We start from the raw sequence: 18,756 nt of genomic DNA, 5'->3' as shown, positions 1-18,756 counted from the left end.
AAACGCTTCGATTTCAAGTGCCCGATCGAAGTCATGGGCGAGGTGATGCAGGAAGCCATGGCTATGCGGCATCATGCTCCAGCTTCAAATCAATAACCGTGTTGCACTCAGCTTCTGCAACCGCCTTGGCTTGGCCTTACGTTCTGTCATCTAATGAGTTGGTTCCTTTTGTTGTGGGTTGTTCGTTATGTAGTTGCAGGTTTTCGTGTTGGAGTTGGTCGAGTTCTTCTTGTTCTTGCCTGCATTCGCTTATGGTCTTCCTGGCTGTGCAAGTTAGGAGAATCAGATAGCGATTGGAGATGGCTTGCTGTCGAGCAATACCTAGATGTTCTTCGCGGAGGTCAAGTGTGCGTTTGTCAACATACACTTTTTGCTCAAGCATCCTACGGTTCGTGTAGCTTGTGGATTCGTTTAGAGTCTTGGCGTCACCGTTGAATATCAGCGAAGTATTGAAAATGGTGAATCCGAAGGTTAAGGCGATTAAGAAAAAGATGGTTCCGAGCCAACCCATGCCGATCTTCATGTCAGCCATACGGTTGTCTCCTTTGGAGTGGGGAGGGACTATGGTAAGTCCCTATACTTACTTGCGGACTTCAGATTGCATGGTGCGTGCGTTCATAATGATTTCGGTCAAAGCGCGGTTAATCTGCTCAGGGATCTTTTCATCACGTTTGTCTAAGACTTGTTGTAGTTCTGTCATCGCTTTTGCACGATCTTCTTCTGATGCTCCGTGAAGTTCGATATTGATCTTGTCGCCTTCAATATTCACTACCGGTGCAATGTTGTTTGTAACTGGTTCGTTCCAAGAGCCTGATACTCCAGCTCCACCCCACGAGGCCGTAGCCCCTCGCTCCGCTGCTGCTTGCTGTCGTTCAAGTGATCCAAAGCGTTCGGCAAGTGCATCAACGTTGAATCCAAATTGTGGCAAGAAGCCTGGCATAGTTGCTTGGTTCATTCCAAGAGTGTTGTCCCAGATATCCCCAGTGCTGCTGGCTTTGACATTTTTCCAGCGGTCCCGATTCTCGTCAGCAGCAAGCTTTACGTCCTTGCCAATGCCGAGCCAGTTCCAAAGTTTATTAATTGGATCGTTTGCTTGGGCGTCAAGAGTTTGCTGGGTTGTACGTGGCTGAGCATTCGTGTTGGGTAGAGTAATGACTCCGTCCGCACCACCAGCCGTACCCAATTGCTGGGCTCGTTCTTCGGGCGTTTTATCTGTGCCATCTGTATTTTTGCCGAGTATCTCGCGGATGCTACCAGCCATTAATTTGGTCAATGCTGTATCTAGGTCACGCATCCCAGCTTTAACAGGTTGCATTGCTTCTGCAAGTTCTTGGTGAGCTTTGATGTTACTGTTGACTGAGTCTATAAGTTCGGCTTGGCTGTTAAGTCGGTTCATGGTCAAGTAAGCTTGACTATCATTCCTAGCCTGATTTGCTTGGATAGATTTTTGCTGGAGTTCAAGGGTTGGTTTGTTGTCTTCAACTAAGAGTTGTTGCCCTCGGTCCAGAATGTCCCTCGTTAATCCGCGTTTGGGTAGTGCCGCCATAAAAGCTGATTCCAGCTTCTTAGGGTTGGTTGCATCTTTGAACTTTGTCGCCTCGGCCCATGCTTTCATCAGATACGGTCGAAGTAACGGATTTGCCTCGGTCATGGTGTTAAGGTCTTCTGTATCTCCATAACCCTTGCCGCGAATTTGTTGCTGTTGGATGTTACTTCGCTTGATTTCTTCTGGGGTTAGCCCGGCAATACGGTATGCCTGCTGCTGAACTTCAAACTTCTTCAAAATTTCTTCAACACTTGTGCCGCGTTGCTTTTCAGAGATGGCGAAAGTGCGAAACATTTTGGCACTGTCTAAATCAACGAGCGTACCGTTTGCCATCGAGCTTTTTTCATATCCAGATCGAAACTTATCTACAGTTTGCTGATTGCCGCCACCGATTTGTTTGAATAAGTTTGTATATTGTTCTGCTTCGCTAGCGCCTTCTTGTCTAGCCTGGACTCGTTCTCCGATCATGCCTACAGCACGGGTTAGACCAGCGATAGCGGCGCCAATACCACCTAACGCTAGCAGGCCACCCATTCCTCCAAAACCACCGGAGCGAGTCGGGGCGTCTCTGTTGGCTTGCCAAACCTGCTGGCGTTTCTGTGCCCACTGATAACGCTGGTCGCGTTGTGCTTCCCCTGTTGTTTTCCGAGCTTCTGCTCTCTTGAGTGATTCCATTTGAGCGGTGTGCTTGATTGCTTGTCGATTTGCCGCGTCTGCCGCTCGGCTAATTTGCTCTTGGATACGCTGCGTCTTATTCATCGCCAGCAGATGATTGTCATCGGCCTTACGGGCGACAGCACGAGCCTTAGCTACGATTGCTTCAAGCCGTGCTTGCTTGGTCAGGGATGCTGTCAAAGCGTCCTGAGATGCGAGCTGCTGCCTTGTAACTCCAGCAGCCTTCATCTGTGCGGCATGAGCTTTAGCAGCAACTACGGCGCCTTCCTGTTGGCTCTTAACAAGGCTAGATACAAGGCTCTGCTGTTCCTTGGTTCCAGAGTAAGTAAGCTTTTGTTGGGAAAGCTCGTGTGTGAAACTCAATCTCTTTTGGTTTGCCAGCGCCACTTCGCCACGCAGTTCTCGATTTCTTACGGCATCTAGTCTTGCCTTGGCTTTGTCAATAGCCGATGTATCAATGTTCATCTTGAGTGGCTTGCTGATAGAGGCGGCTAGCCTGCTATATTCCACTCCCAGTTTTGACATTTGTTGCGTAGTGCGATTCATCAAGGCTTGGAAGCGTTGTAGCGGGGCGGTGTTAACATCGAATACTAGCTTGCCCGTTAGGCGTGCTATTTCTGCTTGAATACTCATTTTGGGTTACCTTGCTGCAAGCATACGTGCTGCTGCCTGATCTGCTGTAGGGCTTATTACGCTTCCGCCTAGTGTTCGAATACCTTTCTGTGATTGATATTGGAGTAAGAACGCTGCAAGCGTAGTAGTTAGTTTGGTTTTATTGCCGCCCAGGTACATTTGATGTGCGCCTTCTACGTAACGAAGCTTCACCGCTTCTTTGTAGAAGTCGTCAATAATGCGACGTACTGCCATGTTGGCGCTAATGGCAACGCACAGCCCTGATGTAGTTGCGAACCAAAAGAGATGGTACTTAGGACGCATCCCCATTCTTTGTTTCAGAAAGCGCGGCAGGAATCGAGTGAGCTTCAACACGTTGACTCTTGGGCCGACGATATAGATACTGTACTGAGTCCCAGTTTCAAAGAGTGCTGCCAAATGACGTGGTGCTTGTCTTCGGTGGATGGTTGACATTAATAAACTCGTTGTGTGTAAGAATTGGTTTTGTTCTTTAGGACTGAATAGAACTCAGTGGCAAGATTCAGCGTGCTGTCCTCTAGTTCTCGCATAAGCTCAAAGGCTCCTAGTTCTGCAATTAATCGCTCGCCTGGGTTGTCAGAGCAAAGTGCGAAAATATAAGACAGCAGTTCGGCTTGTTGTTGCTTTAGATAAATCTCTTGCACGGGAATGGCTCCTGTATAAATAGGTGTGGTGTGGTGAAGTGCGGTAAGTTGTTGGGGGCTTAGCGCCCCCGAGAGTTGTTACTTAGTGACTCGCTTTGTCGCTGGTTTGGCTGGAGTCCTTTCAAGGATTCGAGCCATTCGCTCGGCTGCTGCTGTTTCAATACGGACCTGACGCTCTTTTTCGATCTCTGCGTCAACAGTTGCAGTAACTTCAGCAAGGATGCGGGCTTCCTCTGCTTCAATTGCTGCTTTGTCAGCGGCTTCACAGTTGGCTTTGTATTCGGACTCTAGTTTCTCCATAATAACTCTCAGTTCAGCAGCTTGTTGCTCATCTGGTTTCGTCATATGAAAGATGAATCCTACTCCGTTCGGATACATGGTGGGTTCGTGGTTAACGTTTTTTCGCCAGCCTGAAAGTACCATTCCCTGGAAGCGATCTAGGGCAGATCCAACAGCGCCCGCTACGAAACTGATAGTTGCAACGTTATCTTCTCCTAATGTGGATTCCATTACAGCGCCTACCTTGTAAGCGTATTCAGCATTACTCTTCAGTTTGTTCAGGTGGTCTTGGTTGAAGCTTGTCATATGTTATCTCCTATTGGTTTGTAGTGTGGTATGGTGTGGTTTGAAAACTGCGATCAGGGCGGTAAATCCGTACCCGATAAATCCTGATGCGATGCACAGGACTAGTGCTGCACAGGCTGGAATCATCAGCATTAGTAGCCACCCCCTAGAATGGTGTTAGCAACGTCATCACCAAAGCGACTACGTGCCCAGTCAGCGAGGCGCTGCCTGTAAATCACTCTGCTGATAATATTGGCTTTCATATCATCTTCGGTTTGGGTTCGCTCTTTGTAGTCTTCTGACTGTTGCTCGCTGGTTTTACCTAAGATGGAGGTAGGCGTTTCAATGTTGATATTGAGAACGAGGTTTTTGATGTGGATCATGAGAGATTCCTTACTGGTAGTGTTGTGATGGTTGATTAGCGGGGTTGTCTTGTTGTCGTTGTCGAAGTCGTGCTGCTGCTTTCCGACAGCCTTCAGAACAATATTTTGAACGGCACGTATAACCTGTATAGCTTCTTAGGCAGTAGTTACAAATTTCAGTCTTCATTGGCATGGCTTGCTTTCTCCTTATTTTTTCTTCGATTGGCTTTGACTCGGCAACTGCCGCAACAGTATCGAGCGGTGCAAAGTGTAGTAATGAACGGAGTTCCACACTCTACACAAGGTCTGGTAATTTTCATGTGAGGTCTGGCCTCCTTTGTGAAGTTGGTTAGATTGTTGTTACGCGGGCATGGCAAAGATCAAGAAAAGGGCCACCGCTGGCCCATAGTCTTGTTGTCATTCTCATGACGGTTTCACCACACAAATAGTTGCCTATTGCGATAATCAAGCCAGAAGCATAACTGGCTCGATTAAGCGCCTGTAGGCGGCAGTCTTAGAATAAGTTTGTTGGTAGTGCCGTTCACCAACGGAAACTTTGAAACTCCCAATCGAAAGAGAGCTGGCAATTGCGTCGGTAGACGCTGAGGAATCCATCTTGGAATGGAATTCTTAGAAGAAGTGCCCATGAAGGAGTTACATGAGCGGCTTAACCACTGGACGCAGTTAAGATAGGAGCTGGGTGGTAAAGAACTTTATCTCTACTTATAACTAAGTTTAACATGGGAACTGAATTTGTCAAGCATTATTCGTGCCAAGTCGCAACATCGTTCTCTTTTTTCGGTTTCAGATGGCCCAAGCACGTTTGGATATAGTGCCCCTGCCGGGTGGGATGTAGGCACCGTTAGGCATTCTTATAGAGGAAGGAGCCTGGAGGTCGGTGGTACCGCTTCACCGCCTCCAGCTGGTCATTGGTGCATCAGTCGATGAGGTGCAGTACGTCTCGGACGTTGAGGTGTGAGTAACGTGCGACGGATCGAGTATCCCTGTGCCCTGAGACGATCATGATCTGAGCATTGTTAAATCCTTTCTTCGCCACGTTAGTGATTCTGGTGTGCCTGAGTTGGTGCAGCCTGACGCTGCTATCAAGTCCGGCCTTTACACGTGCCAGACGCACAGCCTGTGATACCGCGTGTGGAGTGACAGTGAAGATCATTCCATGTGGGTAGCGTGCAACAGTGGCACACAGTTGGGCGAGTTCAAGAATCTCGACGGCTCGGTGGGTGAGGGGAACAGACCGTGTGCCGTTCTTCCCGTCGATCACATCGGCAATGCGCTCTTTGAGGTGTAGGCAGTCTTTGGTTAGCTTCAGGATTTCGGATCGCCGCATGGCAGTCTCATATGCCAGTTCTACAATAGGCTTCATGATGGGTGAGAGCTTCGCTAGCAACCGCTCAAGCTCGCTTGCACTAATCACCTTGTCTGAAGAACGATCAGGCTTAGGGAGTGCGATATCACTCACAGGGTTGTGAATGTCGATCAGTAGGCCGCGTTTGGCGAACCTGTAGAAGCGAGACATGAATGCGAGCTGTGTCCTGCACGTGGATGGTTTCACTGTCTTCAATCTCATGATCTTGAAGTCGTTGATCATCTGAGGCGTGATTTTGTGAATAGGCTGAGTGAAGTGTCTGCCCAGATGCTCCACGATCTTCAGTGCGTGCTCGTAGCTACCTTTCCCCTTGAGCATCGTTTCGCAGTACGTCATGCCCAACGTATAGATGGTGTGGTGCTTGCGATCCATCGTCACGGCTTCGATCTGTTTCGCCCATGACTCAGCTTCGGCCTTGGTGCTGAAGGTTTTCGACTGGGGAGATTTGCCTTTAACCCGTACCTGAGCATTCCAGTTGCCGGACGGAAGTAAGCGGAAATTTGCCATTGTTGACGCCTCATAGATGTGAATGGGCGTTCTGTGAAGTCCAAGAGCAGCAGGGCTAGGAGCCTGCTCCTAGCAGACCTTGACATGGTGGGGGTCGTTGGTTCGAGTCCAATCGCGCCTACCAAACAAAATCCGCTCTGCTGGGCGGTCTGGGAGGGCTCACCGAAAGGTGGGCCCTTTTTTGTTGCCTGAAATTTGGGCAAGGGAAAGTCAAGACGCCGGGCAGCGTCCTTCTGGGCTTGTATGTCCAATCAGGCGAAAAGCGTCGCCACCGCCAGCAGGCAAATTACCTGGGCGAACAGCTGGCAGCGTATTTCGCCAAGCGTGGTCGCCATATTACTCATTTGTCCGGCATACATAGCGGGAACCCTCATTGTCGGCACGACGCCGTGAATGAACTCCAAGTACACACAGCTGCATCGTGGAGTATAGGCGCTGATCAGGAATTTTCCCTGCCGACGCCCTAGCGAGTTCATCCTCACGATTTTTCCAAAAAAACTGCGCTGAATCTCTGCATGGCACCGTACCGCCCGAAGCCATCCCCCCACAAAAATTATTGGTTTGCAGCAACAATTTTTCTTGTTGGACACCCCCGGCCCCAGGCAGCAAAGTTGCGCCACTGACGCTCGACCTTCCAGGTCAACAATAAAAAACCGAGCCGACTGCACGCCACTTTCACGCTGTGAGCCCTTTGCCCACATCCTGCTGTAATGGCGCCGCAGCGCGCACTAAAGGACCTCCCCGCCATGCAAACTGTTGTGAACTTATGGCCGTTGATCGGCGTACTTGTCATCGTGGTCGGCTTTGTATTGCGCTTCAATCCGCTGTTGGTGGTCACCGCAGCCGCCATCGCCACCGGGCTTGCCGCCCAGTTCCCGCTGGAAAAAATTCTCGCCACCATGGGCGATGGCTTCCTTCAGACCCGTGCGCTGCAACTGATTCTGTTATTGCCGCTGGCGGTGATTGGCCTGCTGGAGCGCCATGGCCTGCGCCTGCATGCGCAGAACTGGATCGCACGCTTCGAACGCGCCACGGTCGGGCGCTTGCTGATCATTTATCTGTTTGTGCGTGAGTCCACGGCGGCCATGGGGTTGACCAGCCTGGGTGGGCACCCGCAGATGGTGCGGCCGCTGCTGGCGCCGATGGCCGAGGGCGCTGCAGAAAAACGTTATGGCAAGCTGCCTGACAAGCTGCGCCACAAGGTACTGGCCATGTGCGCTGCCACCGACAACGTCGGGTTGTTCTTTGGTGAGGACATCTTCGTGGCCTTTGGTGCGATTGCGTTGATGCACACCTTCCTGCTTGGCTCGGGGATTGATGTGGAGCCGCTGCACATTGCGGTGTGGGGCATCCCGACGGCGATCTGCGCCTTCATCATTCACGCTATCCGGTTGCATCGTTTCGACCGGCGCTTGACCCGCGAAATGAGCTCGGCCACCGCTCCGGTGGAGGCTGCTCAATGATTATTTCCATTCAATACCTGTACTGGCTGGCTGGCGTGCTGTTGCTGATCACCGCCGGCATGATCCTGCTCGACCGTTCCCACCCCAAGCGCTGGTCCAGTGCGCTGTTCTGGTTGTTGTTCGCCGTACCGTTCCTTATAGGCGAGCGCCTGCCTTCGGTGGTCATCGGAGTGGGTGTGGTGGTGATGGCATTGATTGCGGGCTTGGGCGGCGTTGGTCGTGGCCGCCATGCCGAATTGCACGACAAGGCGTCCCGCGCCAGTGCCGGGCGCCTGGGCCACAAACTGTTCATCCCGGCGTTGGCGATTCCGCTGACCACGGTGATTGGTTCAGTGTTGCTAAAACACACCGAAATCGGCGGTGTACCGCTGCTGGACCCGAAGAACACCACCTTTGTCTCCCTCGGCATCGGTTGCCTGATCGCCCTTGGCCTGGCCTGCTGGCTGACCCGGGATACGCCGGTACAAGCGTTACGCGAATCCCGTCGCCTGACCGAAGCCCTGGGCTGGGCCATGGTGCTCCCGCAAATGCTGGCGATGCTCGGGCTGTTGTTCAATGAGGCCGGGGTGGGTACGGCAGTCGCTCATGTCACCACCACCTACATCAACCTGGATTACAAGTTGGTGGCGGTGATGGTCTATGTGTTGGGCATGGCCTTGTTTACCGTGATCATGGGCAATGGTTTTGCGGCCTTTCCGGTCATGACCGGTGGCGTCGGCGTGCCGGTGCTGGTGGGGATTTACGGCGGCAACCCTGCAGTGATGGCGGCGATTGGTATGTTCTCTGGCTATTGCGGTACGTTGATGACGCCGATGGCGGCCAACTTCAATATCGTACCGGCGGCGCTACTGGAGCTGCCGGATAAAAATGCGGTGATCAAAGCCCAAATACCCACGGCGCTGATGATGCTGGTGGTCAATATCGTGCTGCTCTATCTGTTGATGTGAGGCCACTGTGCAAAACGTATTGCTGACGGGCTTCGAGCCCTTTGATAAGGCGGCGGTAAACCCCTCTTGGGAGGCCGTGCGCCAGTTGGACGGTGTGCAGTTGTACGAGGGGGTGCAGATGGTTGCGCGTTGCTTGCCCTGCGCATTTGCCACCGCTGCCGAAACCTTGCTCCAGTTGATCAACGAACTGCGGCCGGCAATGGTCATCGCCACGGGCCTGGGGCCTGGGCGCAGTGATATTTCCATCGAGCGCGTTGCGATCAACGTTAACGATGCGCGTATTCCCGACAATCTGGGAGCGCAGCCGATTGATATTGCGGTAGTGGATGGCGGCCCGGCGGCGTACTTCTCGACGTTGCCGATCAAGGGCATGGTCAAGGCGGTGCGTGAGGCGGGTGTTGCGGCCTCGGTATCGCAGACGGCGGGGACGTTTGTGTGCAATCAGGTGTTTTATCGCTTGCAGCACGCCTTGGTGGGGACTGGGGTGCGCAGTGGGTTTATTCACGTACCTGGTTTGCCTGACGCGGGCGAGCCTTCGATGGCGCTATCGACAATAGTCGAGGGGTTGAGGGTGGCGGCGTTGGCAGCCTGGCAAACCCAGGTAGATATCGCCTTGAGTGGTGGTCAGATGAGCTGACGGCAGGCGCTGTTGTTTGTGTACGCTGTGTTGCGATTTCAACTACAGTTCAAGCACATATTTGCGTTGGGAAGTCGCCATGTTAAATCGTACGAAGTTTGTGTCGGTTGCGTTGTCCCTTGCACTGTCCGTGACCAGTGGCCTTGCCTATGCAGATCCAGGTAATGGCAAAGGCCAAGGCAATAACAAGGGTGATGCCTATGGTGGGCAGGACAACGGCAAAGGTCACGGTAATAACAAAGGTAATGCCCAGGGTGGGCAAGGTAAGGGCAAGGACAATGGCGGGCCCTCCAGGAATGACTTCAGCGTTGATCGCGGTCTTGTACTGAACGTGCTGGGCGGTCACCGCGATTATTGGCGCCCTGGCCCGGCCTTGCCGCCTGGCATTCAGAAAAACCTGGCACGCGGCAAGCCCCTGCCGCCCGGTATTGCCAAGAAGCTGGACGGCCGCTTGCTGGGGCAGTTGCCTCGCTACGACGGTTACGAGTGGCAGCAAGCGGGAACCGACTTGATATTGGTGGCCATTGCGACCGGTATCATCTACGAAGTTCTGAACGGTGCGTTTGATTGAGTTGCAGCGCCTTCAGGCTTCACGGCCGGGGAAAAACAACTCAAAACAGGTCACGCCATCTTCACTGCTTACGCGGTACCGCCCGTTATGCAGTTGCATGATGGTCGCTACGATCGAGAGTCCCAGTCCGTTGGACTGGGCTGACCGCTCGCGGGACTCATCCACCCGGTAGAACCGTTCGAACAGCCGCGGCAGGTGCTCGGCCGGGATCGTCTGGCCGTGGTTACTGACCCTCAGGTTGATGCCCGCACCATCCGGCACTGCCTGGATACTCAGTTCCGAGCCCGGCGCGCCATATTTGATGGCGTTGGCGCACAGGTTGGCCAGGGCACGGCGCAGCAACATCGGTTCAGCCCAAATCACCCCTTCGCCCAAGGCGGTGATGTGCATGTCCACATCACCGGCCAACCCCTCGAAGTAGTCCGCGATGCGTTCCACTTCATCCGCCGCGTCCAGCGCCTGGCGCTGGCGCAGTGCGCTGGCGGGGTCGGTGCGGGCCAGGAACAGCATGTTGTCGAGCATTCGCGCCAGGCGTTCCAGCTCTTCGACATTGGAGGCCAGCAGTTGCTGGTAGCTCTCGATGCTGCGCTGCTGCTGCAGGGCAACCTGGGTTTCGCCGAGCAGGTTGTTGATCGGGGTGCGCAGTTCATGGGCCATGTCGGTGGACACTTGGCCCAGTTGTACAAAGCCTTTGGCCAGGCGTTCAAGCATGGTGTTGAACGAGTCGATCATGGGCAGCAACTCTTTCGGTGCGCCGTGGCTGTCGAGCCGTTCGGCCAGGTTGCTGACGCCGATCCCTTGGGCATGCCGGGCCAGGCGGCGCAATGGCAGCAAGCCGCGATGAACCAGTAGGTAACCCACCAGCGCCAGGATGATCGCGGCGATACTCGCCAGGATGTATACGCTGAGTCGATAACTGGCGAGCACCGCGGTGCGCTCTGTCATCAGGCGGCCGCTGGTGATTTGCAGGCTGCCCAGGTCGCCGGAGTCGATAGCCACGGCCACCAGCGAGAAGGGAATACCGTTCAGGCCTGGCAAATGTTGCACGTCGCTCAACATGAGTTTGTGATCCTTGGGCAGCGGCTGGATCGACGGCAACTCAATATTCCCCGGGTTTACCAGCAGCAGTGGCTGTTTGCCGGGGGCGGCAATGCTCAGCACGGATTCGCGATTGCCCAACATGTTCTGGAACAGCTCTGGCTTGGTCTTGATCAGGTCCAGGGTATTGCTGTCGTTGAGCAGGTTGCGCAGCTGATCCACCCGGGATATCAGCGCGGCGTCGTCGCGGCGGATCAGTTCGCGCTCCAGTTCCCGGTACAGCGCCACGCCCAGGGTGGCCAGCAGGGCGAAGGCGAGCAGGGCGAAGATCAGTGCAAGGCGCAGGGTCAGGGAGTAAGGGGGCTGGCGGCTCATGGCTGGGTATCGAAGCGGTAGCCAATGCCCCGTACGCTGTGGATCAGCTTGAGCTGGAACGGGTCGTCGATTTTCAAGCGCAGGCGGCGCACGGCGACGTCCACCACATTGGTGTCGCTGTCGAAGTTCATGTCCCATACCCGCGAAGCAATCAGCGAGCGGGACAGCACCTGGTCCTGGTGCGTCGCGAACAGATGCAGCAGGGCGAACTCTTTGTTGGTCAGGGTAATGCGCGTGCCGGCGCGGGTGACCCGACGTTTGAGTACGTCAATGTGTAGGTCGGCGATTTGCAGTTGCTCTTCATCCCGGCTCGGGCCACGACGGTTGAGGGTACGCAGGCGCGCCACCAGTTCGGCGAACGAAAAGGGCTTGATCAGGTAGTCATCGGCACCCAGCTCAAGGCCTTTGATGCGGTCGGCGATGTCATCGCGGGCGGTGAGGAACAGCACCGGCGTATCGGCTTCTTTGCGCAGGCGGCGCAGCACTTCCCAGCCATCCATTTTCGGCATCATCACGTCCAGTACGATCACGTCGAACGGCGTTTCAAGGGCCTGATGCAAGCCGTCCACGCCATCGCGGGCCAGGCTTACGCAATGTCCCAGCTCCTGCAGGCCATTGAGCAGATAATTACCGGCCTTGGGTTCGTCTTCGACTACGAGGATGTTCATGGAAGGTGCTCTGCTTCAATAAGTTGCGCCAGTGTAGCCCGATCAATTGTCATTGGCGCAACCGGTGCCCTGGACTTGGTAATCCAGCACATGTTCGCGGTCTTGGTGGTCCAGGTAGCGCAGTTGCGCCGGCACAACCCCGCATTGGCCGTAGGTGTCGGTGCTCGACAGCACCTTGGCGACATCCAGGTGCACGAAGAAGCCGGTTTTATCGTGGATCACGTGGGTGGCGGGGGCGGTATCGGCAGCGAATGCCGAGCCAGTGACGAGCAAAGCGGCGAAGCCCAGGGCAATCAGTTTCATGGTGGTGTCTCACGTTCCGGGTGGGTAGTGAGCTCACGGTAACCAGGCGACCCCAACAGCCAACCAACAGGATCATGACAAGTTCGTCATTTTTTACTTGGAGGTGACGGGCCAGGACTCGGCGTTTACAAGCGTCGAGGTGATCCGTAGATTGCAGGGCCCAGCCCATGAGGAAGCCGCGCAGTGTCCAGCCCAACTCCAAATGTATTTACCCGGCGTTACCGCGCCTTTCTGTTCGATATGGACGGGACCCTGCTCAACTCCATTGCCGCTTCGGAGCGCGTCTGGGGCATCTGGGCTGCACGGCATGGCTTGGATGTGGAAGCGTTTCTGCACACCATTCATGGCGCCCGTGCGATTGATACGATCACCCGCCAGGCATTGCCGGGCGTCGATCCACAGGTAGAAGCCCAATGGATCACCGAGGCTGAGCTGGACGATGTCGAAGGCATCGTGGCGATTCCCGGCGCGGTGGCGTTTTTGGCGAGCCTGCCCGTCGATCAATGGGCGTTGGTCACCTCAGCGCCAAAGGCATTGGCCGTGCGCCGGCTGCAAGCAGCGGGCATCCCCTTGCCGGCGGTACTGGTGACAGCTGAAGATGTGACGACGGGCAAGCCCGATCCGGCCTGTTATGTGCTGGGTGCTCGGCGCCTGGGCGTGCCGGTGCAAGACTGCCTGGTGTTCGAGGACGCCACAGTGGGTATTCAGGCTGGGGAAGCGGCGGGGGCGGATATCATGGTGGTGACCTCGACACACTTGACGCCGATGGTGACCGCCCATGCTTGCATCGAGCAATACGGTGCGTTGAAAGCCGAGCGTGGGGCTGATGGCTTGCTGTCCTTAAGTTCGTTGGCGCCATGATACGTGGAAGGCCGAGCCCGTTACCGGTCTCGGCCTTCCATGCAGTCGATGGGATCGGACAGTGCCTGCAGCCGGCTGTTTTTCATCCCCTGGCGCGACACCACCATTTCCCTGAGTATCTCGGTGGCGAGCCGGTTGATGGCTTCTATACCGTGATAATGCGCGCGCACGATGCCGGTAATGGCGAAGTGATCGGTTCCCGGGCCGCTGAGAACGGCTGAGAGAGTACCGTCGGCATGCAGCGTGCACTCAACGGTATAGCTGGGCAGGCGCGCTGCCAGTGCTGATTCGATCTGGGCTTTACTGAGGGTGTCCATCTGTATCTGCCCCTTTGGCTGACTGCGCAAGCCCAATGATAGGTGGTGCGGCGGCGCTGTAAATACCGGCGATCCGATAACAGGTAACCGCCCTCAGCGTGCGGTTTTTTCATGGGTGCGATGAGCTGCACGCTGACGCAGCTTGCGCAAGATCACCTTCTGGATGGGCTTGAGGCAGAACGCAAGCAGGTAGCCGCAGAGCAGAAGCGCAAGATCCAACCAGGAATGGGTGCCGGGATCAGCCCCTTCCACTTCCATTCTTAAGCAGCATCCGAGTGCCACGAAGACCAGCCCTATCAGCAGGGCGATCATCCAGGATTTTGAAACAAGCGGTTGCGACGCGGCTGGCCTCATCGACGTGTTCCCGAAATGCACTCGGACGGCAGGATAAAGTGTCAGAAGTTGGGCTGCCAATAGCGCGACAAGTTCCGGATACCCTGACAGTTTCATCTTGCAGCGAAGGGAGGGCTCAAGGTGCGCTGGTCTCGCGGGGAAGCGCGAACAGGCCAATTGGGTTTTCGCCAGCCGTTACAGTGAACGAAAAGGCTGGCTACTGGAGGCGTTTCAAGGCGTCTGGTTTTTGTCGGGTGCAGTCAGGCCGGCCTGGATACGCTGGTAAATCTCCTCGCGATGCACGGCAACATCCTTAGGTGCGTTGATGCCGATTCGTACTTGCTGGCCGCTAACGCCCAGAATGGTGATCGTAATGTCATCACCGATGTTTATGCTTTCACCGACTTTGCGGGTGAGTATAAGCATGGACTTCTCCTTGAATTACTTTTAAGGACACATGTTTCAGACAGGGTAGGTGTCGGATGTGTGTAGCTTACTGCGAAGCGCTTCCCTGTGACTGCCTCTTTTGAGACGCATAGAGGCGACATTAATTCCCATGGCGGTATCATACAGGTCGCGATACATGATTCGCATTGTTTAAGCCAACGTTTATGACGGCCAGAATAGACAGTGAATGGTAAAGTTGCCTCTTTGATCCTCAAAGGAGCAGGGCAGTGCGTAAAGTAGCGATGGCAATTGTGGTGTTGGCGTTGGCCGGATGCGGTGAAGGTAAGTCGGTCGACGCCCCCAAGGCCAAGCCTGCCGTGACCGAAAGCCTGCCGCAAACCGGTGCGATTGCCGCTCAGGAATGGGATATACGGGTCGGCCCGCCGGACCATAAGCTGCAGGCGATCACCGACCTGACCGCTTGGTTGCTGGAGCACGGGTTCAATTTCTACATCGTGAAAGTCGACGGCAAGGATGAGGTGCTATTGGGGCCGTTCGCGACCAAAGCCGAGGCCGAAGCCAAGCAGGAGCTGCTAAACGAAAAAATGGCGCGGGCCAAGAAAAACGACACCGTGTCGGAGATTATCGAACACAAGGCTGCGCAGTAGCGGGCGAAGTGGGCGGCCCCCCCGCCCACAGTCAGCCGCAGGCCTTCAGGTTGACCGGGCCGACGAATTCATTACCACGTCCCATCACGCACGCCACTGTCTGGTTGCGCTGGCGCTCCCAGGTTTGCACCGGATAGGTCTTGTTCCAGGCTTCATACAATTGCCGGTCCTGCTTCGACAGGCGCAGGCCATACTGCTTGCTCATATAAAAATACGTGCGTGCGATCATCCCGCGAATGGACGGGCGCGGCATGACTTTCTTCGCCTTGAAGTCCACCTGGGTCAGGCATGAGCCGTACTGCCCGCTTTGCACCGGCAGCCAGCCAAAACTGAAGTTGTTACGGTCACCATTCACTTCGCCGATGCTCGGCACCAGGTTGTGCAGGTCTGCCTCGGCGCGCTTGAACACCTCATCATGGCGCGTGCAGTTTTTTCGCCCGCCATTTTGCCAACATTGGCGCTGATGTCCGATTTGCCAGGCCGGCACGATGTGTTCCCACTCAATGCGTGCAGCGCGGTTGGCGTTTTTGCGGGGGATGTAACCGCAGGCTTTCAGGTTCACCCGGTTACCGGTGTATTTGCAGCCGCAATAAAATTCGGTGGATTGCGGCGCGTAGAGCTTCCAGGCGATTTTCTTGGCTTCGCTGAAGGTGCGAGGGGCTTGGGCGTTGGCGGTGAAGGCTAAAAACAGACAGCACACAGCAATAAAACGGGCACTCACAATCAATCTTCCTTCGGCACAACCCAAAAAATCTGCACGCCACCGTCGTCCCGATAGGCGAGGGTGACGTTGTCATTTTCTGCAATATCTTCCAGTAAACGTTGCCAATCGTTCTCCGGTTCCTCGGGTAAACGGAAGATCAACGCCGCCTTGGCTTTCTGCGCGTTGGTCGAGTTGATGATTTTTTGCACGCGGATAGCCAGGCGCTGATAGGCGTCAGGCGCTGCAGGTGCTGCGGAAGAGGGCTTTGCCACAGAGCATTCCTTAATGGGCTGTACGCACATACAGTATTTAACTGTAGGCAATTTCGCAACTGCTTAAATTTCAAGAAGTTCGTCTGACAGCGAATCAGGGAGTTTGTTGAGGTTCGGGGGGGGGAGGGGCTGAATGTGGCGAGGGAGCTTGCTCCCGCTCGGGTGCGTAGCGCCCGCAAGTATTTTGGGCCGCTTCGCAGCCCAGCGGGAGCAAGCTCCCTCGCCACAAAAGCATCTTTCTACAGATGAATCAGCAGGGATCAGTATTCCCAGAAGATCCGTTGCAGTTCCTTGCTGTCCTGGGTCTTGGTCAGGGCGACCATGGCCAGGATGCGGGCTTTCTGCGGGTTCAGGTCAAGGGCGGCGACCCAGTCGTATTTGTCGTCTGGCTGTTCGGCGTTACGCAGAACCATGCCACCGGCGTTGACGTGGGAAGAGCGAATGATCTGCACGCCTTGTTTACGCAATTCCACCAGCGCTGGAACGACCTTGGACGATACTGACCCATTGCCGGTACCGGCGTGAATGATCGCTTTGGCGCCCGCTTGGGCCAATGCCTTGTAGGCAGTGTCGCTCACGTTGCCATAGCCGTAGGCAATTTCAACGTCAGGCAGGCTTTTGATGGTCTTGATGTCGAACTCAGAATCCATGGTGTGACGCTTGGCCGGCAGGCGGAACCAGTAGGATTTGCCCTCGACGACCATGCCCAGAGGGCCCCATGGGCTCTTGAACGCTTCGGTCTTGATGTTGATCATCTTGCTGACGTCGCGGCCCGATTGGATCTCGTCGTTCATGGTCACCAGCACGCCTTTGCCCCGTGCATCCTTGCTACCCGCTACCGCAACCGCGTTGTACAGGTTGAGCATGCCGTCTGCCGACATGGCGGTGCCTGGGCGCATGGAGCCGACGACCACGATAGGCTTGTCGGTTTTTTCCACCAGGTTCAGGAAGTAGGCAGTTTCTTCAAGGGTGTCTGTGCCGTGGGTGATCACGATGCCGTCCACGTCCTTGCTGTCGGCCAATTCGGCGACACGGCGACCCAGTTGCAGAAGGTTTTCGTTATTGATGCTTTCCGACGCAATTTGCATCACTTGTTCGCCGCGAACATTGGCGATCTGGCTAAGCTCAGGAACGCCGGCGATCAGTTGTTCGATGCCGACTTTGGCCGCCTGGTAGGTGGCACTGTTGGCCGCACTGGCGCCGGCGCCAGCGATGGTACCGCCGGTGGCGAGGATGACTACGTTGGACAGTTTGGTCTTGCTTTCGACTTCCTTTGCCTGGGCGGCAACGGGGAACAGCAGCAGAAGGGCCAGGGCGCCCGGAATGACGTTCTTCAATGCAGATTTCATTATTTTTCTCTCTGGTTTTTGATGAGTGCTGTAGCAGGTTCATCTAGAACACCCGGGCGGTTCTGAACGCCGCGAGGTGCTGAGAAAGAGCAGGATTTGTACCAGACTGAGCATGTTGGTTTTTATAAATTAACTTATTGATTTAAAACAACTTAACCTAAGATTTTAGTTTCATGGGGCTTGGCGCTGTCCGGCTTTCCGAACGCGAAGGGTTGTGGTGTTCGGTTGTCCGAAAGCGATCACGATATGTCCGAGCGCTGTGGTCGATCATTCGCAGTGCAGTCTGTCGTTTCAGCGAACGGCAGAAACGGCGAGCTGGCTTAAACCTATCAGCGGTCGGTCGCTCAAGGGAGAGCTTGGAGGGCGCCAATGAAAGGCTTGCTGCTACCGTTGACAAATCTCGACAAGGTTCTCATAGTTTGCTCAACGCAAACGTTTGCGAGATGTTTCACTGCGCCCTTGGCGCATCGTGACAGCTCGTATCAGCCGCCCAGATGGGAGGGCTGCCGAAGGGCTCTTCGGTGCAAGCGTTGCTCACAATAATCATAAGATCGGAGTGAACCCATGAAGCTGCCATTTGCTGGACGTCTTCTTGCTGTTGCTGTGCTTGCTGCCGCATCCGCCGCTTTGCCTCTCTCTTCTGCATTTGCCGAGGACGCTGCCAAAACGCCTACCGTGGGTTTGGTCATGAAGTCCCTTGCCAATGAGTTTTTCGTCACCATGACCGACGGTGCGAAGGATTACCAGAAAGCGCACCCAACAGAATTCAAGTTGATCTCCAACGGCATCAAGAACGAAACCGATACCAGCGCGCAGATCGCCATTGTCAACGAAATGATCAACGCCAAGGTTGATGCGCTTGTCATTGCTCCCGCCGACTCCAAGGCACTCGCCAGTGTGCTGAAAAAGGCTTCCGATGCCGGTATCAAGGTGGTCAACATCGACAATCGCCTGGACCCGGAAGTACTCAAAAGCAAAAACCTCGATATTCCGTTTGTAGGCCCGGATAACCGCAAAGGCTCCAAGCTGGTGGGCGACTACCTGGCCAAGCAACTGGCCGCCGGTGACAAGGTCGGCATCATTGAGGGCGTACCCACTACCACCAATGCCCAGCAGCGCACCGCAGGCTTCAAGGATGCGATGGACGCGGCAGGCATGAAGATTGTTTCCACCCAATCCGGTAACTGGGAAATCGACCAAGGCAACAAGATCGCGGCAGCGATGCTGAGCGAAACGCCGGATATCAAGGCGCTGTTGGCCGGTAACGACAACATGGCCCTGGGCGCTGTTTCCGCCGTGCGTGCGGCAGGCAAGGCCGGCAAGGTGTTGGTGGTAGGTTACGACAACATTGATGCGATCAAACCAATGCTCAAGGACGGCCGTGTGTTGGCCACCGCTGACCAGGCCGCCGCCCAGCAAGCCGTGTTCGGTATCCAGAACGCGCTGAAGCTGGTCAAGGGTGAGAAAGTCGATGCCAAAGATGGCGTGATCGAAACCCCGGTCGAACTCGTCATCAAGCAGTAATCCT

23 protein-coding genes are annotated in these 18,756 nt (G+C 55.1%); 7 read left to right on the top strand and 16 right to left on the bottom strand.

What is annotated here, in order from left to right; all coding sequences use genetic code 11:
- Positions 1 to 136: 136 nt before the first annotated feature.
- The 7 genes from JJD66_RS24630 to JJD66_RS24600 form a co-directional block, all read right to left on the bottom strand.
- Positions 137 to 532 (bottom strand): hypothetical protein, encoded by a 396-nt coding sequence (locus tag JJD66_RS24630; RefSeq protein WP_200649256.1) that lies wholly within the window; start codon positions 530 to 532, stop codon positions 137 to 139.
- Positions 533 to 580: 48 nt separating this feature from the next.
- On the bottom strand, positions 581 to 2,854 hold the full coding sequence (locus JJD66_RS24625) for a hypothetical protein (RefSeq protein ID WP_200649255.1): 2,274 nt from the start codon (positions 2,852 to 2,854) through the stop codon (positions 581 to 583).
- Positions 2,855 to 2,860: 6 nt separating this feature from the next.
- Complete coding sequence (locus JJD66_RS24620) at positions 2,861 to 3,307, bottom strand: hypothetical protein (RefSeq protein ID WP_122484316.1); 447 nt, start codon at positions 3,305 to 3,307, stop codon at positions 2,861 to 2,863.
- Positions 3,307 to 3,516, bottom strand: coding sequence for a hypothetical protein (locus tag JJD66_RS24615; protein WP_200649254.1), 210 nt, complete (start codon positions 3,514 to 3,516; stop codon positions 3,307 to 3,309). The genes JJD66_RS24620 and JJD66_RS24615 overlap by 1 nt, the downstream gene beginning before the upstream one ends.
- A 78-nt stretch (positions 3,517 to 3,594) precedes the next feature.
- A complete protein-coding gene (locus tag JJD66_RS24610) occupies positions 3,595 to 4,101 on the bottom strand; it encodes a hypothetical protein (RefSeq protein WP_122484314.1) in 507 nt (168 codons plus the stop codon).
- A gap of 131 nt (positions 4,102 to 4,232) precedes the next feature.
- On the bottom strand, positions 4,233 to 4,463 hold the full coding sequence (locus JJD66_RS24605; protein ID WP_122484313.1) for a hypothetical protein: 231 nt from the start codon (positions 4,461 to 4,463) through the stop codon (positions 4,233 to 4,235).
- A 916-nt stretch (positions 4,464 to 5,379) separates the two neighbouring features.
- Positions 5,380 to 6,336 carry a tyrosine-type recombinase/integrase gene (locus JJD66_RS24600; RefSeq protein ID WP_122484312.1) on the bottom strand — a complete coding sequence of 319 codons (957 nt, stop codon included), beginning with the start codon at positions 6,334 to 6,336 and terminating at the stop codon, positions 5,380 to 5,382.
- A 746-nt stretch (positions 6,337 to 7,082) separates the two neighbouring features.
- On the opposite strand from JJD66_RS24600, the gene JJD66_RS24595 reads away from it, so the two are divergent.
- From JJD66_RS24595 to JJD66_RS24580, 4 genes are all read left to right on the top strand, one after another.
- Positions 7,083 to 7,799 carry a DUF969 domain-containing protein gene (locus JJD66_RS24595; RefSeq protein ID WP_014719143.1) on the top strand — a complete coding sequence of 239 codons (717 nt, stop codon included), beginning with the start codon at positions 7,083 to 7,085 and terminating at the stop codon, positions 7,797 to 7,799.
- Complete coding sequence (locus JJD66_RS24590) at positions 7,796 to 8,746, top strand: DUF979 domain-containing protein (RefSeq protein ID WP_105227355.1); 951 nt, start codon at positions 7,796 to 7,798, stop codon at positions 8,744 to 8,746. Before JJD66_RS24595 ends, JJD66_RS24590 begins: the two co-directional genes overlap by 4 nt.
- Before the next feature lie 7 nt (positions 8,747 to 8,753).
- The gene (gene pcp / locus JJD66_RS24585) at positions 8,754 to 9,383 is read left to right on the top strand and encodes a pyroglutamyl-peptidase I (RefSeq protein WP_200649253.1); all 630 of its coding nucleotides are present in this window, start codon (positions 8,754 to 8,756) and stop codon (positions 9,381 to 9,383) included.
- A gap of 79 nt (positions 9,384 to 9,462) precedes the next feature.
- Positions 9,463 to 9,954: an anti-virulence regulator CigR family protein gene (locus JJD66_RS24580; protein ID WP_200649252.1), complete on the top strand. Its 492-nt coding sequence runs from the start codon at positions 9,463 to 9,465 to the stop codon at positions 9,952 to 9,954.
- A 12-nt stretch (positions 9,955 to 9,966) separates the two neighbouring features.
- On the opposite strand, the gene JJD66_RS24575 is transcribed toward JJD66_RS24580, so the two are convergent.
- Genes JJD66_RS24575 through JJD66_RS24565 form a run of 3 tightly spaced genes read right to left on the bottom strand, consistent with a single transcriptional unit; the run spans position 9,967 to position 12,338 of the window.
- Complete coding sequence (locus JJD66_RS24575; protein ID WP_200649251.1) at positions 9,967 to 11,367, bottom strand: heavy metal sensor histidine kinase; 1,401 nt, start codon at positions 11,365 to 11,367, stop codon at positions 9,967 to 9,969.
- Positions 11,364 to 12,035: a heavy metal response regulator transcription factor gene (locus JJD66_RS24570; protein WP_032896183.1), complete on the bottom strand. Its 672-nt coding sequence runs from the start codon at positions 12,033 to 12,035 to the stop codon at positions 11,364 to 11,366. Before JJD66_RS24570 ends, JJD66_RS24575 begins: the two co-directional genes overlap by 4 nt.
- 42 nt (positions 12,036 to 12,077) lie before the next feature.
- Entirely contained in the window at positions 12,078 to 12,338 is a 261-nt protein-coding gene (locus JJD66_RS24565; RefSeq protein WP_198716839.1) for a DUF2790 domain-containing protein, read from the bottom strand.
- Positions 12,339 to 12,521: 183 nt separating this feature from the next.
- Here JJD66_RS24565 and JJD66_RS24560 point away from each other — a divergent pair, with 183 nt between their 5' ends.
- Complete coding sequence (locus tag JJD66_RS24560; RefSeq protein ID WP_200649250.1) at positions 12,522 to 13,199, top strand: HAD family hydrolase; 678 nt, start codon at positions 12,522 to 12,524, stop codon at positions 13,197 to 13,199.
- A 20-nt stretch (positions 13,200 to 13,219) separates the two neighbouring features.
- On the opposite strand, the gene JJD66_RS24555 is transcribed toward JJD66_RS24560, so the two are convergent.
- From JJD66_RS24555 to csrA, 3 genes are all read right to left on the bottom strand, one after another.
- Positions 13,220 to 13,516, bottom strand: a complete 297-nt coding sequence (locus JJD66_RS24555) for a hypothetical protein (protein WP_105227350.1) — start codon at positions 13,514 to 13,516, stop codon at positions 13,220 to 13,222.
- Between the two features lie 93 nt (positions 13,517 to 13,609).
- Positions 13,610 to 13,870: a hypothetical protein gene (locus JJD66_RS24550; RefSeq protein ID WP_200649249.1), complete on the bottom strand. Its 261-nt coding sequence runs from the start codon at positions 13,868 to 13,870 to the stop codon at positions 13,610 to 13,612.
- 210 nt (positions 13,871 to 14,080) lie between these two features.
- A complete protein-coding gene (gene csrA / locus JJD66_RS24545) occupies positions 14,081 to 14,275 on the bottom strand; it encodes a carbon storage regulator CsrA (protein WP_003192511.1) in 195 nt (64 codons plus the stop codon).
- A 263-nt stretch (positions 14,276 to 14,538) separates the two neighbouring features.
- On the opposite strand from csrA, the gene JJD66_RS24540 reads away from it, so the two are divergent.
- The gene (locus JJD66_RS24540; protein ID WP_200649257.1) at positions 14,539 to 14,904 is read left to right on the top strand and encodes an SPOR domain-containing protein; all 366 of its coding nucleotides are present in this window, start codon (positions 14,539 to 14,541) and stop codon (positions 14,902 to 14,904) included.
- Between the two features lie 31 nt (positions 14,905 to 14,935).
- On the opposite strand, the gene JJD66_RS24535 is transcribed toward JJD66_RS24540, so the two are convergent.
- From JJD66_RS24535 to JJD66_RS24525, 3 genes are all read right to left on the bottom strand, one after another.
- Positions 14,936 to 15,625 carry an endonuclease gene (locus JJD66_RS24535; RefSeq protein ID WP_105227349.1) on the bottom strand — a complete coding sequence of 230 codons (690 nt, stop codon included), beginning with the start codon at positions 15,623 to 15,625 and terminating at the stop codon, positions 14,936 to 14,938.
- Between the two features lie 2 nt (positions 15,626 to 15,627).
- The gene (locus JJD66_RS24530; protein WP_200649248.1) at positions 15,628 to 15,879 is read right to left on the bottom strand and encodes a DUF1654 domain-containing protein; all 252 of its coding nucleotides are present in this window, start codon (positions 15,877 to 15,879) and stop codon (positions 15,628 to 15,630) included.
- Between the two features lie 260 nt (positions 15,880 to 16,139).
- Entirely contained in the window at positions 16,140 to 17,228 is a 1,089-nt protein-coding gene (locus JJD66_RS24525; protein WP_034128241.1) for an asparaginase, read from the bottom strand.
- A 564-nt stretch (positions 17,229 to 17,792) separates the two neighbouring features.
- Here JJD66_RS24525 and JJD66_RS24520 point away from each other — a divergent pair.
- Positions 17,793 to 18,752: a sugar ABC transporter substrate-binding protein gene (locus tag JJD66_RS24520; RefSeq protein WP_186527096.1), complete on the top strand. Its 960-nt coding sequence runs from the start codon at positions 17,793 to 17,795 to the stop codon at positions 18,750 to 18,752.
- Positions 18,753 to 18,756 lie beyond the last annotated feature (4 nt).

Origin of the sequence: Pseudomonas sp. MF6751, assembly GCF_016613265.1 — a bacterium.
In the GTDB taxonomy this organism is placed as follows: Bacteria; Pseudomonadota; Gammaproteobacteria; order Pseudomonadales; family Pseudomonadaceae; genus Aquipseudomonas; species Aquipseudomonas fluorescens_BV.
The sequence above is the reverse complement of the archived record's forward strand: the minus strand, read 5'-3'. Positions and strand labels throughout refer to the sequence as shown.

Bases quoted from the DNA above. Each gene is read 5' to 3' on its own strand.
- JJD66_RS24630 (WP_200649256.1), bottom strand. From the start codon at position 532: ATGGCTGACATGAAGATCGGCATGGGTTGGCTCGGAACCATCTTTTTC.
- JJD66_RS24625 (WP_200649255.1), bottom strand. From the start codon at position 2,854: ATGAGTATTCAAGCAGAAATAGCACGCCTAACGGGCAAGCTAGTATTC.
- JJD66_RS24620 (WP_122484316.1), bottom strand. From the start codon at position 3,307: ATGTCAACCATCCACCGAAGACAAGCACCACGTCATTTGGCAGCACTC.
- JJD66_RS24610 (WP_122484314.1), bottom strand. From the start codon at position 4,101: ATGACAAGCTTCAACCAAGACCACCTGAACAAACTGAAGAGTAATGCT.
- JJD66_RS24605 (WP_122484313.1), bottom strand. From the start codon at position 4,463: ATGATCCACATCAAAAACCTCGTTCTCAATATCAACATTGAAACGCCT.
- JJD66_RS24600 (WP_122484312.1), bottom strand. From the start codon at position 6,336: ATGGCAAATTTCCGCTTACTTCCGTCCGGCAACTGGAATGCTCAGGTA.
- JJD66_RS24595 (WP_014719143.1), top strand. From the start codon at position 7,083: ATGCAAACTGTTGTGAACTTATGGCCGTTGATCGGCGTACTTGTCATC.
- JJD66_RS24590 (WP_105227355.1), top strand. From the start codon at position 7,796: ATGATTATTTCCATTCAATACCTGTACTGGCTGGCTGGCGTGCTGTTG.
- JJD66_RS24580 (WP_200649252.1), top strand. From the start codon at position 9,463: ATGTTAAATCGTACGAAGTTTGTGTCGGTTGCGTTGTCCCTTGCACTG.
- JJD66_RS24575 (WP_200649251.1), bottom strand. From the start codon at position 11,367: ATGAGCCGCCAGCCCCCTTACTCCCTGACCCTGCGCCTTGCACTGATC.
- JJD66_RS24570 (WP_032896183.1), bottom strand. From the start codon at position 12,035: ATGAACATCCTCGTAGTCGAAGACGAACCCAAGGCCGGTAATTATCTG.
- JJD66_RS24565 (WP_198716839.1), bottom strand. From the start codon at position 12,338: ATGAAACTGATTGCCCTGGGCTTCGCCGCTTTGCTCGTCACTGGCTCG.
- JJD66_RS24555 (WP_105227350.1), bottom strand. From the start codon at position 13,516: ATGGACACCCTCAGTAAAGCCCAGATCGAATCAGCACTGGCAGCGCGC.
- JJD66_RS24550 (WP_200649249.1), bottom strand. From the start codon at position 13,870: ATGAGGCCAGCCGCGTCGCAACCGCTTGTTTCAAAATCCTGGATGATC.
- csrA (WP_003192511.1), bottom strand. From the start codon at position 14,275: ATGCTTATACTCACCCGCAAAGTCGGTGAAAGCATAAACATCGGTGAT.
- JJD66_RS24540 (WP_200649257.1), top strand. From the start codon at position 14,539: ATGGCAATTGTGGTGTTGGCGTTGGCCGGATGCGGTGAAGGTAAGTCG.
- JJD66_RS24525 (WP_034128241.1), bottom strand. From the start codon at position 17,228: ATGAAATCTGCATTGAAGAACGTCATTCCGGGCGCCCTGGCCCTTCTG.
- JJD66_RS24520 (WP_186527096.1), top strand. From the start codon at position 17,793: ATGAAGCTGCCATTTGCTGGACGTCTTCTTGCTGTTGCTGTGCTTGCT.